General features: G+C 54.1%; 10 protein-coding genes. 3 read left to right on the forward strand and 7 right to left on the reverse strand.

Features of this window, described 5'->3' with window-relative positions; all coding sequences use genetic code 11:
• The first annotated feature begins 259 nt into the window (after positions 1–259).
• Positions 260–412, forward strand: coding sequence for a hypothetical protein (locus tag R3C20_08960; protein MEZ6040624.1), 153 nt, complete (start codon positions 260–262; stop codon positions 410–412).
• A gap of 283 nt (positions 413–695) precedes the next feature.
• The gene (locus tag R3C20_08965; protein ID MEZ6040625.1) at positions 696–1,226 is read left to right on the forward strand and encodes an SRPBCC domain-containing protein; all 531 of its coding nucleotides are present in this window, start codon (positions 696–698) and stop codon (positions 1,224–1,226) included.
• Between the two features lie 777 nt (positions 1,227–2,003).
• Here R3C20_08965 and R3C20_08970 read toward each other — a convergent pair.
• Complete coding sequence (locus R3C20_08970) at positions 2,004–4,982, reverse strand: hypothetical protein (protein ID MEZ6040626.1); 2,979 nt, start codon at positions 4,980–4,982, stop codon at positions 2,004–2,006.
• A gap of 228 nt (positions 4,983–5,210) precedes the next feature.
• On the opposite strand from R3C20_08970, the gene R3C20_08975 reads away from it, so the two are divergent.
• Positions 5,211–6,248 carry a zinc-dependent alcohol dehydrogenase family protein gene (locus tag R3C20_08975; protein ID MEZ6040627.1) on the forward strand — a complete coding sequence of 346 codons (1,038 nt, stop codon included), beginning with the start codon at positions 5,211–5,213 and terminating at the stop codon, positions 6,246–6,248.
• An 80-nt stretch (positions 6,249–6,328) separates the two neighbouring features.
• On the opposite strand, the gene R3C20_08980 is transcribed toward R3C20_08975, so the two are convergent.
• The 6 genes from R3C20_08980 to R3C20_09005 form a co-directional block, all read right to left on the reverse strand.
• Entirely contained in the window at positions 6,329–6,898 is a 570-nt protein-coding gene (locus R3C20_08980; GenBank protein ID MEZ6040628.1) for a hypothetical protein, read from the reverse strand.
• Positions 6,899–7,105: 207 nt separating this feature from the next.
• A complete protein-coding gene (locus R3C20_08985; GenBank protein MEZ6040629.1) occupies positions 7,106–8,227 on the reverse strand; it encodes an aminotransferase class V-fold PLP-dependent enzyme in 1,122 nt (373 codons plus the stop codon).
• Between the two features lie 38 nt (positions 8,228–8,265).
• Complete coding sequence (locus R3C20_08990) at positions 8,266–8,448, reverse strand: hypothetical protein (protein ID MEZ6040630.1); 183 nt, start codon at positions 8,446–8,448, stop codon at positions 8,266–8,268.
• A gap of 175 nt (positions 8,449–8,623) precedes the next feature.
• Positions 8,624–11,158 carry an ATP-dependent Clp protease ATP-binding subunit gene (locus R3C20_08995; protein MEZ6040631.1) on the reverse strand — a complete coding sequence of 845 codons (2,535 nt, stop codon included), beginning with the start codon at positions 11,156–11,158 and terminating at the stop codon, positions 8,624–8,626.
• Positions 11,159–11,616: 458 nt separating this feature from the next.
• Positions 11,617–12,030 carry an exodeoxyribonuclease VII small subunit gene (gene xseB / locus R3C20_09000; protein MEZ6040632.1) on the reverse strand — a complete coding sequence of 138 codons (414 nt, stop codon included), beginning with the start codon at positions 12,028–12,030 and terminating at the stop codon, positions 11,617–11,619.
• Positions 12,031–12,033: 3 nt separating this feature from the next.
• Entirely contained in the window at positions 12,034–13,026 is a 993-nt protein-coding gene (locus tag R3C20_09005; GenBank protein MEZ6040633.1) for a deoxyhypusine synthase family protein, read from the reverse strand.
• Positions 13,027–13,215: the final 189 nt, after the last annotated feature.

The following is a 13,215-nucleotide window of genomic DNA, read 5'->3' on the forward strand; positions in this document are numbered from 1 at the left end:
CGCTTTGGGACGAGTTCTTCCGAGTGAGCGGGGATCGGTAATGGGCTCAGTTGTGAGTGGATTCGCGACGAGGCAGCGGGGCGGGCGTTGATGACAGACGCCATTCCAGCGGCGGTGGTTGGATGCGGATGAAGCATTCGAACTGCAATGGATGATCGAAGACCGGACAGCGAAGACCGTTGTCTGGTACACGAGTCAGCACCGGCGGCGACCATTGTTCGAGACTAGATGCGGCCCGTTGGATTCAAGTGATTTCAGAATGGCCACACGACCCAGCCGTGATCCCGCGTCTACTGGCTTTTATCAGCAGACCACCATCAGAAAACGTCAGGCGTTGACTGAGAAGCAGCGTGGTGGCGAATGGGATTCGCAATATGTGAATATCGGTCTTCGCAACATGTTTATTTCCTGAGATCAGGCGGCAGTCATCGCGAAGAAGCTGGCCGTTCAAGTGGACTCCGGTTGTGGAGAACTTCGAAACTGCCGGGATCCGCAATGGAAGTTGTATCCACAGTGCCATCCGGTATCAGCGGCGAGTATATTTCGTTCGTAGTCTCCCATGCCTCTGAGTATGTCCGAGGCTGATAACCTGAAGCTGAACTAGAGCTGTTTCCTGCCAGCATTGGGACAGCACAGGGAAATCGTCCAGGGCATGCCCCGGTTCAACGACTTTCAATACAAGAGAAGAATTACTCATGATTCAACGTCTGATTTTGGCAGTGACGGCAACGCTGGCAATTTCCTCTGCAGTTGTCGCTCAGGAAACGCGTGAGGTGTTTGAAGTGGAAATTGATGCAGGCGTGGACGACATCTGGAATGCATTCACAACCACCGAGGGGCTTCAATCATGGGTTGCACCACTTGCCGACATAAACTTCAAAGTAGGTGGGAAGTGGAGGGCCAACTACAGTGAGAACGGTGAACTTGGCGATGAGAATACAATTGAAAACACGATTCTTTGTTACGACCCAAAACGCATGATCTCTCTGAAGGCCACTGGTTTTCCCAGAGGATTTCCATTTGCGGAAGCTGCGAAAGATACGTGGTCGATCTTCTACTTCACACCGGTTTCAGATACGAAAACAAAAATCACGATTGTCGGCCTTGGGTACAACGACTCTGAGCAATCTCAGAAAATGCTGGCTTTCTTTAAGCCCGCCAACAAGTATTCGATGGATCAGCTGAGTGCTGCAATGAAGGAACTGAACGAATCAAGAAAGAAATAGTCCACTACCAAATCCCGGTTAACGTCTCCAATTAGCTGGGGCAATCGGGCGTTTCGAAAGTCGAAAGCTGCTCGTTGCGATCAGTCGTCGGCAATCCATCGGCTCCGAAACGAAACACGCTGACGAGCGACTGATCAGACTCGAATGCGTACCTCGGCTCAGCGATGAATCGCACCACCTGATCGAGGCTATCACCCGCAAGTTCGCCGCAGATACCGACGCGTCTTCTTCAGAGCCGGGCGATGCGTGCCAGCCATCCCCCGGTGAGCAAAATCGAGGCATGGTGTTGAATGTGAGTGCTCAATGCGACAACGCCGCGAGGATTCTGAGTCACCAGGATGCACCCTCGCCGGAGATCGGGGATTGGCCTGCAGCAGGATTTTCAGCGGTGCCGGAAACGGCAGCATCAACAGGGCTTATTTGACGATCGCGTCACGGTGCACCAGCACGTTCCCAAAGGGTTGTATCCCGGCGAACAGATTCACCATCCTGTGATCCTGCGGCGACCAAATCAGGATCCGCTGCTTGTGGTTGAGCCATCTTGTGCGACCTCTAAACCGGGGTTCGTCGAGTCCAAATCGGCGTTCAAGAAAGCTGGTCACTTCGAAGACCGGGGCACATCTGCGGCAGCCTTTCCGGCACCGCCTCGCTATTTCGACTGCTCTGAGTACAGCAGACGGCATCACAGAACCTTGTTCAACAATCTTCAGAACGTGCTGGACGCGCAGATTTCCTCAATCGCAACCGAGGTCGTTTCAGCCAATCAAACGGGTCTCGTTACTTATATTCCAGGGTGGCCGTCGCGGTGCAGCTTTTGCTGGAAACGAAGCGTACCCAGTGAGCACTGAATTCGGGCGGGAATATGAACGTGAATGTTTCGTCGGCTATTAGCGAAACGGTGCGATAGGTGTGCCAGCCACTTTGGTGGTCGATGTCGACTTCGATGGTTATCGTCGTGTCAGTCGAGGCGGTCAGCGTCAACTGTTTGTGATCGTAGCCGGTCATCAGGTAAGGGTCCGAAGGTTCGCCTGCGATTACGGCGGAGTTCTTCCATGGACCGCCGATGCCCACGGGTTTGCCGAGTTTCCAGAGGTCGTCGATTCCTCCAAACCACAGTGCGGTTTTGTCATCAGACGACGCAAAGATGTGCGGATTCGCTGTGGCGGATTTGCTGACACCGGCAAGCACCAGCAGCCCATTCCATGTGCAGTAGTCCATAATGCGTTTGTTGTGGCTGGCAACAGGACGCATCTGATCGAAGGCGGGAGGCTGGCCATTGATGACCAGAGGTACTTCGTAAAACGTGCCGTGGATATTGGCAAGATGGCGTTCCGATTCTACTTCGCGAGTCGCTCGCGGCCACGCGCCAGTGATGCTGCCGGCGACGGCGAAAGGCCGATCGAAAGCTGAGCCCCCTTTGGGCAGTCGCCGACGCACACCCTTATGCATGAGAATAACGGACGCGTCGTCCACGGCGAATTCCGTTTCTGTTCTAATCAGTTCGGCCAGTTTGGCGTCAGATTCATCGACCTTGAATTCAAAACCGGCTTTGGTGAATTCGAAGAACTTTCCCTTGTCAGTGATGACTCGCAGATTGCGGTTGCGTTTGGCGGCGTAGATCACAGCACTATGGCTGTCTGTAGAAGCTGCATCAGCCAGTCCGGCAAACAGGTCGGCATCCGACGATAATGATTTCGCGGCGGGGTAATCCGACGTCTGATGCAGTTGAGCCGTCGCAGTGCAGTCGCGGTCAGCAACAATTCGCAGCCAGACGGCATCCAGATCTGCCGGTAGCAATTCGGCCACGTAACCATCGTTCTCAACGGCAATCGTTTTGAAGTCGGTCCACAGCCCGTTTCCTGCATGGTCAATCTGCACGGTGAATGCCACCGGAACAGTGGCGTCAGTTTTTGTGGACACGGTCTGCGGTCTTGTGACAGTCGCCCCTTTGGATGGTGTGATATCGACGGTTGGCAATGTGCCTTTCACAAACGCCATGTGAGGCATGCCGAAGGCATTCCGGGAATGCTCCGTCGGGTTCCCGGGAATGTGCACAGTGCCTTTGGGGAAGCTTTGCGAATACACCACGTCGGTCTCGTGTTTCGCTCCCCAAGTCAGACTAAGTTCCGTCAGCTTCCATTCTGGATTCAGCTTTGGTGATCCTCGTCGATCAACCGCCAGGTACACGGTCACAGGCTGATCGATCTCAAACGAAAAACCATGAGCCGCCTGATGCCAGTCACCTCGATCCACGGTGACGCGCGGCAGCGTGGCCAGTTCGTCCGACAGGCGGTGAATCTGCTGTTGATCGGTCGCTCGCAGCATGTCTGCTGGCACCAATGGACTGCGACGGCCCGTGGCCAGATGGAGAACTCGTCGCTGAAATCCGGCCACCAGAAACGGATCGGAAGGAACACCGGCTTTCACGTCGTCTTCAACCCACGGTCCGCCGTAGCCACTGGCGGGGCCCCACGTTTTCAGGTCTTCGAAACGGCCAAACCAAAGATTGGACTGAGGCTGTCCGGCCAGTTTGTTTTCCTGAATGCTTGTTTCGTCGGTCGCCAGCACAAGTCGGCCATTCCAGTTGCAGAAGTCCGGAACGTATCGGAGATGGCTGCCAATGGGTGTGATCCCCGCAGAATTCTGTGCACTGAATGTCGGCGGAAAGTTGTAGAACATGCCGTGCATATCCATCATCCAGCGACCATCGGTGATTTCACGAATACGAGGCCATTCGGTGTACCAGCCGTGACTGGCATCGTTGCAGTAGGCAGCTTTCGGCAACAGGTACGTGTGCCACTGACCGTTGTCGAGCACTTTGAGTCTCACACTGCGACGATCCCAGCCCATGGTCCACAGCGGGTCATTGCCATCGCTGCCGCCGGTGATTCCTTTCGGGCCGGTCACTTCCGTAAACTGACGACGTTCGATGATTTTCCAGTTCGTGCCGTTGAATTCCGCCAGCACTCCTCGTTCTTCCGCATTCGTCGCTTTTCCACCGACCAACACATCCTTGTAATCGCCGACATGCAGTTCACCGTTGTTGGAAATAACCAGGCGGCCCTGAGACGTATACCCGCCTTTGCCGTGCCAGCCCGGAACCGGCTTTTTGAACAGTCGCTGAACGGCCAGAGTTTGCACGTTGGCTTCCCAGATGCTGCCTTCCATGTCGATGTAGTAGACCATATTGGCCGGATCGGTCAGGTGCCGTGCAATCGCGGTGACTCGAATCGGCATGTCCGCCGGTGAAATTGTTCTGACATGGCCCTGGGCATCGATCAGGTAATGAGCGATCAGCAGTTGCTGCGATTCTTCGTGAATCATGCGTCCTGCCGGAGTTCCGCCCACACTTTCTGGATGGATGGTCATCGGCTTTGACAAATCGGGATCAACCGAAAACAGCTTGTGCTCGCTGCCTCTGGGCATGTGAGGTGCATAGTTCACCATCCACAGTTTTCCAGCCCATGGAACGATGCCTCCGATGCCGCATTCATTGTGTCCCGGCTTGAAATGGCCACCGTTTTCGCTGTACACGCCGTAGGTGGTCAGGTGCGGATAGATTCCGCTGATGAAAAGATCCGTGCGAGTGGCTTCGTGAAAAACCCCGCCCGGAGCCGATGTATTCTCCTGAGTTCCGGCCCGGTTCGTCTGCGCTTGAGCCGTCGACCATGTGATCATCGCCAGGCACACAACAACCGGTCGGCAGGAGACGCGACGACGGCAGGCGTTCAAGATGGGTAGAACAAATTGGGGCATGATTATTTCCTGCGAATTTCAATCGATAAGGTCCGTATTGGGCAATATCCGGCGGAGTGGAACGGGCCGGGGAACGATTATGTTAGTGTCCAACGGTGTTGGTGTGCCAAAGTAGCGTCCGTATTTGGGAAGAGATGTGCCGGAAACCGCGTGCAATTACTTTGAAATCAAAAGTTGACTAAAGTCGTTTCAACAACGGCATCAGACGACTGAAATCAGGAGACAATTATGAAGGCCGCTGTTTTCGAACAGTATCAAACGGCGCTACAGATCCGCGACGTCGCAGTTCCTTCACCGGGACCGGATGGGGTTATCATTCGAGTCGCAGCATGCGGCATTTGTCGAAGCGACTGGCATGGATGGATGGGGCATGACAGTGACGTCCAGCTGCCCCATGTGCCCGGACATGAACTTGCCGGAGTGATTCACACCACAGGTTCCGCTGTAACTCGCTGGAAGCCAGGAGATCGAGTGACTGTTCCGTTTTGTTGCGGATGCGGCATCTGCTCTCAGTGTGAATCCGGACATCAGCACATTTGTGACCAATACACGCAACCAGGTTTCACTCAGTGGGGAGCCTTTGCTGAGTTCGTTTTGATACGTCATGCCGATGTCAACCTTGTTGCATTGCCCCCGTCTATTGATTTTGTGACAGCTGCAAGTCTGGGCTGTCGATTTGCAACTTCCTTCCGGGCAGTTGTGCATCAGGGCCGTACCAAACCCGGAGACTGGGTGGCGATTCACGGTTGCGGTGGTGTCGGACTTTCTGCTGTGATGATTGCAACAGCCATGGGTGCGCGGGTCATCGCGATCGATGTCCAGCAATCACGATTGCAGATGGCCAGGTCCTGTGGAGCAGAAGAACTGATTGACTCAACGAAACATGACGTTGTACAACGCGTGCGTTCAATTACAGGAGCCGGAGCAAATGTTTCAATCGACGCGTTTGGCAGCCGACAAACATGCTGGAATTCAGTGAGAAGTCTGGCGAAACGCGGGCGACATGTTCAGGTGGGTTTGATGCTTGGTGAAGAAAGTGACCCACCCATTCCGATGTCCGCTGTGATCGCCAATGAGCTGGAATTGCTGGGAAGCCATGGAATGCAGTCGTATGAGTACGGGCGTATGCTTGGAATGATCACTTCGGGGCAGTTGGCACCTCAGAAACTGATCAGTGACACCGTCACCCTGGAGCAGGGGGCTGTCATGCTCACACAGCTGGACAAGTTTCCGGGGCAAGGCGTGTCCGTAATTGTGTTCCCATAGAGCCCGCTTCAAGCGAATGGGCTTGCTTCGAGGCAGCGAGGATGTTGATTTTCAGGAAACCGATGAGGGGCTGAGAATTGTCAGGACAGCTCCGTCGCCGTGCGGTCAAGTCCTCTGCGAAGAATGACGAGAATCGCGGCAAGAGCCACGGCAAACGATGGTTCAGGGACAGCGGCATTCGCGATATTCAATATTTGTCCGGGGCCTGCGGGGTGAGATGTCGAAATATCGAAATCACCAAACAGTTCCACAAATCCATGCGTCGACTGGCTACTGGAGCCAAATGTGATGGATTGAAAGATGTCGCCAAATACAAGGTCATCCCCTAGAGAACCACTGGTGGCTGCATGGAAGTCGAGGCTTGTTGGTGTGGCCACCAGCTCTGCATCGGAGTTGTCAAAATAAACCAGAGCATGATTAGTCGAGTCCACGACGTAGTTGTTCGAAGGAGTGTGAAACCGAAATTCAAAAGCAACAATGTGTGAGGCATCAATTTGCCCGATTGTGCCATCGGTTGTGATGAAGCCGCTTTCCAGTCCGTAGCCGGGTGCAAAGCCCGAATACGGAACAACCTGATAGATGATGTCAGCATCGACCCTGGGTGTCAGAAACAGAACGAGGAAAAAAACAGCCTGAGATATTCTGAACATGTTGATCCGCGGTGCAGTCGATGAGAGGGCAGAGTGTGTGTGCGACGAACTTATCATGCCGTTTGTTGACAGGAACTTGTTGGATGATGGCAGGCCATCGGGAAAGAGGCAACACAGATGAAAGGAGTCTGGCACTCTCACATAGTCCGAAAGGAGTGACAGCCATCAGCTCTGAAATTCCGGGTGTCGCCGTTCAGAGCCATTCGCTCAGACAAGTTCTCTGAGGGATCCCAACAGAAACTCGATATCCGAATGGGTGTTATATCCATGGATTGCAATCCGTAGCCGACCGGCGTGGGCCATGACATGGATATTCTTTTGAAGCAACTGCTTGTGAATTTGGTCTGCATCTGGATGTCGGAACGCGATGATACCAGCGATCGGTTGGTCGACGGGTGTCAATAAATCGATTGGCATTCGACTCAGTTCGGTGATGCAATGCTGCACTAGCGGTGCTGAGGCATCTGCGATTGCCTGAACACCCACCGAACGAATGTAGTCGAGCGCTGCGCGAATGGCATAGACTGCGGGAAAGTTTGGCATCCCAACGGCGAAGCCAGCAGCGCCGGGCAGGCTGGTTGCCGGCCGTTCGAACCGATCCGCCGCGAATGCATCCTGAAGATGCAGCCAGCCACCGGCGGGTACCGTTAGCTGACTCGATCGGGACGAAGGAACGCCCACCAGCCCTCCACCGTGACTCGCAAGAATCCATTTGTGTGTGGAACTCACGATCAAGTCGACGTCGGACAGCTCAAGTGGAATTCGACCGAGCGCTTGTGTGACGTCAACACTTAAGAGCGCATCGGAGGATGACCGAACAACTTCCCTCACCTGATCCAGAGGCAGCAGGAATCCATTGAAGAAGCTGACCAGAGACGTCGTGACAAGCCTGGTCCTTGAGGAGAGCAATGGTTTGAGATCATCAACAAACAGAGCCCCATTTCGGGATCGCCAGACCTTCACGGTGGCTGGATTTGAAGCCTGCATCCAGGGGGTTACGCCTGCGGGGAAATCAAGATCGTTCACAACGACCTCGTCTCCCTCCTGAAGTTGCATCGCGATCGCTGCCAGATTGTAGGCCTCGGATGAACAGGAGCAGACAGCGGTTTCGCTCGGACTAAGTCCGTAGAACTCCCCGATCAGACTCTTGAGCTGTGATAACTGCTCGAAATGGGGTTCGCGCCCATCCATCCCCAGCTGCTTGTCCGCGAAGTACTGCGTCAATGCATCGCGAACCACCAGTGGTGGTATGCCTTCCGCGGCGGTATTCAGGTACACGCGATCGGCGAGGGAGGGGAAATCGCGTGCACGACTGGCATCAGTTAACATAGAGACTCTCCGTCTTCCATTCTGGAGACCTGCTGCAACTACTTTTTCCTCGTCGGTGATTTCCCGGTCGCCTTGGCAGACGTGGACTTATCCGGCTGCTTTTTTGTTTTTGACTTTGCAGCCTTCGGCTGGCTGGAGGCTTCTTCGCTGCTGCCGAAGACTCGATCCCAACCACTGACAAACTTCTTACTGGTACCGGTATGTACGGTGTAGCCCGTCATTGATAGACATTCCTTGCGTGAACTCTTTTGGGTGAAGCCGTCCGGGTAGATCGCTGACGACCCGAGGACGACAGGTGACCTGTGAATTGTAATCAACAGTCGGTCATGGAAAAGCAAAGGGCTTCATAGCGACTGCCACGAAGCCCTGAACGTTTAAGAACTAAAGACCACCTGGCTACTCTTCGGCAGCAGCAGCAACCGTCTCTGCAGGTGTCTCGTCTTCACTGGCGCCGTCGAAATTCAACTGTTTCTGATCGCCGACCTCTTTAACAGAAACGCGGATGACGTTTTGACCATCGAACGTGCCACGCAGCAATTCTTCGGACAACGGATCTTCGATAAATCGTTCGACGCTTCGTCGCAACGGGCGGGCACCATAGTCGAGCCCGTCGTCTGCTTCGCCCTTGTCGATGATAAAGCCACGAGCCTCGTCGGAGAGTTCGAGACGTTTGCCTCGTTCTCTCAATCGGTCGTAGACCTTCTTGAGCTCGATATCGACGATCTCCATGAGTTCAACGCGAGTCAGCTTGCGGAAGACAACGACTTCGTCGAGTCGCCCCAGGAACTCCGGCTTGAACTGACGCTGCAGTTCATGCATCAGGTGAGTTTTCATTTCGTCATACGTTTTCTCGGTGTCCTTTTCCCGAAGCGTATGCAGCCCCATGCTTCCACCGTGTGCCATTTTGCTGGCACCAGCGTTGGTAGTCATGATCAGCACGACGTTCTTGAAGTCGACTCGGCGACCAAAACTATCTGTCAGATGGCCTTCTTCCATAATCTGAAGAAGCATGTTGAAGACGTCTGGATGTGCCTTTTCGATTTCGTCCAGCAGCACGACGGCGTAGGGACGACGGCGAATCTTCTCAGTCAGCTGACCGCCTTCTTCAAATCCGACGTACCCCGGAGGAGCACCGATGAGTCGACTGACATTGTGCTTTTCCATGTATTCCGACATGTCAATCTGGATCAGGCTGTCTTCATTCCCAAACATAAATTCGGCAAGAGTTTTCGCAAGAAGCGTCTTACCCACACCTGTTGGGCCCGAAAACAGGAACGCTCCCGTTGGGCGTTTTGGATCTTTCAAGCCGCTGCGACTGCGACGGACAGCTCGACAAACCTGCTTGATGGCTTCTTCCTGGCTGATGACGCGTTTGTGCAGCTCCTGCTCCATCTGGAGCAGCCGCACGGCGTCTTCGCTGGACAGGCGTGTCAGCGGAATGCCGGTCATTTTTGCAACCACTTCCGCAACGACTTCTGCGTCCACGACACCATCGGTCTGGCGGGACTTTTCCCGCCATTCTTCGGTGAGTTGATCTTTCTTGCGTCGCAGCTTGTCGGCCTGATCACGGAAGGACGCAGCCTTTTCAAACTTCTGTTCTGCGACCGCATCTTCTTTCGATTGATTCAGACGCTGAATCTCTTCTTCCAGTTCCTTCAGATCTGGTGGACGCACCATAGACTTGAGACGGACGCGAGCACCTGCCTCGTCTATCACGTCGATAGCTTTGTCGGGCAGGCAGCGAGCTGTGATGTAGCGCGACGACATTTCGACGGCTGTTTCCAGGGCGTCGTCCGTGATCTGGACGCGATGGTGCTCTTCGTAACGATCGCGAAGTCCCTTTAGAATTTCGACCGCCTGATCCGGTGTTGGAGGTTCGACCATTACGGTCTGGAAACGGCGTTCCAGAGCACCGTCTTTTTCGATGTATTTGCGGTACTCATCCAGCGTGGTCGCACCGATACACTGCAGCTCGCCGCGGCTGAGGGCAGGTTTCAGCACATTGGACGCATCAATGGCGCCTTCAGCTCCGCCTGCTCCCACCAGAGTGTGCAATTCATCGATGAACAGGATTGTGTTACGAGCGCGACGAACTTCGTTCATCACAGCCTTGATCCGCTCTTCGAATTGGCCTCGATACTTTGTTCCGGCAACCATCATTGCCAGGTCGAGCACAATGATGCGACGATCCGCGAGGATGTCCGGCACGTTGCCATCGACCACCATCTGAGCAAAACCTTCGACGATCGCCGTTTTTCCAACACCTGCTTCACCGAGGAGGACAGGGTTGTTTTTCTGGCGACGGCAAAGGATCTGAATGACTCGTTCAATTTCGCGTTCACGCCCGATGACCGGGTCAAGTTTCTTTTGACGGGCTAGTTCGGTGAGGTCACGGCCAAAACTGTCCAGTGCGGGCGTTTTGCTTCGTGAGCCACCTTTTTGTGGTCCGGCCGCACCACCACGTTCTTCCGACCCTGCTTCGGCGGCTTCCATCCCGTGGCCAAGCAGATTCAGTACTTCATCGCGAACATCTTCGAGCTTCATGCCAAGGTTCATCAGAACCTGTGCAGCGACGCCTTCCTGCTCCCGAAGCAGGCCCAGCAAAAGGTGTTCTGTGCCGACGTAGTTGTGATTCAGGTTGCGGGCTTCGTCCATCGCGTACTCAATCACCTTCTTCGCGCGAGGTGTTTGAGGAAGCTTGCCCATCGTGACCATGTCGGGGCCAGTTTGAACGATCTTTTCGACTTCGATTCGAATTTTGCGCAGATCGACGTCCAGATTCTTCAGGACGTTGGCAGCAACCCCGGACCCTTCTTTGACGAGGCCCAGCAAAATGTGTTCTGTTCCGATGTATTCGTGATTGAACCGCTGCGCCTCCTGGTTGGCCAGTTGCATCACTTTTCGTGCACGGTCGGTAAAGCGTTCGTACATTCGACTTCCTCTTCGCTTTGGTTTCTGACCAGTCATGCCGGTCGAACAAATTCAGAACCCTTCGCGGCTTTTGGCTTTCGACCTTCAACCACGCGTTTGCCGGTTACATATCATCAAGAAATCGCTTTCCGGCCATTTGACAACTTTAGCGGTCAAATGCTGACCGCTCGGACATTTTTCCGGATCTCTTTCAAACCGAGTCCACCCGAGACCTGACATGTCGATTCTGACACTACCAGTCCACCGGAGGATTGCCCCCATCAAGCCCGCGAATTACCGTCAATTGTCATTTTCCACACAACCCAATCGCCCCGTCACACTGACAGTTTGACATACTGAACACTCTTCAGCGAATTGCATGCCGAATCATAGGGTGCGCTGAGGAATGCGGCAAGACATGAGTTTTGAACGGTCACTCTCAATGCGTGCAGAATGGCTCCCCAATCCCTTCGCAGCTTTCAAAACAGGCGCCGTCCCGCGGAATCCAGCGGATCGTCATCGATATTCGCATCTTCCGAACTTTTGTTCTTTTTGGCCCCCGACTTTGGGTTTGAAGAGCTCGCAGTCCCGGTCTCCGTGCGATTGAGCGATGAACTTCCGTCAAACGATTCGGTTTCTATTTCCTCCGGTGAATCCCCCAGTCGCGTCACAATCTCAATTCGCTGGGCAGCCCCATCGAGCCGACGGTGACATTGGCGCAGCAACGTCATACCGCGTTCAAACGACTGCAGCGAATCGTCGAGCGATTCTTTGCCTGATTCAAGACGCGCAACAATCTCCCCCAGTTCCTCCATGGCAGCTTCAATAGAGACTGAGCCGCTGGCAGGGTCTTCCGCTTTTGAGGCGTCCGTCTGTGATTTCCTTTTTGCCATGGATCACCATCCCAGCACATGTGCAAAAATCAAAGGTGCGACAATGGTCGCGTCCGATTCGATGATGTACTTCGGTGTTTCCACTCCAAGTTTTCCCCAGGTGATTTTTTCATTGGGGACTGCGCCTGAATAGCTGCCGTAACTGGTTGTCGAATCGCTGATCTGACAGAAGTAACCCCACAACGGAACATTGGTTCGTTCCAGATCCTGATGGAGCATCGGAACAACGCAAATCGGAAAGTCACCGGCAATCCCGCCGCCAATCTGAAACATGCCGATCTGGCTTGTTTCAGATGTTTTCGAGTAGAACTCTGCCAGCCAGGTCATGTACTCAATGCCTGTTCGCACGGTATGGACATTCCTGACATCGCCGCGAATTACTGCCGCTGCATACATGTTTCCAAGCGTGGAATCTTCCCAGCCAGGAACAACGATGGGAATGTTCTTTTCGGCCGCGGCCAGCATCCACGAATCCTTTGGGTCGATCTGGTAGAACTCCGCATACTTGCCACTGCGGAGGACCTGCCAGAAGAATTCATGAGGAAAATATCTTTCGCCGGCCTGATCTGCAGCTGTCCAGACTTCCAGCATCGCCGATTCCATCCGCCGCATGGCCTCGGCTTCAGGAATGCAGGTGTCTGTCACACGATTCATGTGGCGATCCAGCAGAGCTTGTTCGTCCTGTGGAGTCAGTTCGCGATAGTGCGGGACTCGCTCGTAGTAGTCGTGCGCCACCAGATTGAAGACGTCTTCTTCAAGATTCGCCCCCGTACAACAGATCAATTGAATCTTGTCCTGCCGGATCATTTCCGCAAGTGACAATCCCAGTTCAGCGGTACTCATCGCGCCTGCAAGGCACACCATCATACTTCCAACGGATTCAAGATGTTTCCGATAGCCGTTGGCAGCGTCCACAAGAGACGCCGCGTTGAAGTGACGGTAGTGGTGATTGATGAACTGAGTAACGGGGCCTTCCCGTCGAACTTGCTCGGTCATGACTGGACGATTTCACTGATGAACGAAACACTGCAGCGTGTGCAGCGCGAAACAGAAACGTACGGAAACGGATGTTAGTCGGCTTGTCTTAAGATTGAAATCTCACGCAGCAGACGACGTCTGTGAAATCTCATGACGAGTACTGTTTTCCCGCCGAGAAGCGACCTGAAGTCGGAGAATTCTGATGGC

It is taken from the genome of Planctomycetaceae bacterium, assembly GCA_041398825.1.
In the GTDB taxonomy this organism is placed as follows: Bacteria; Planctomycetota; Planctomycetia; order Planctomycetales; family Planctomycetaceae; genus F1-80-MAGs062.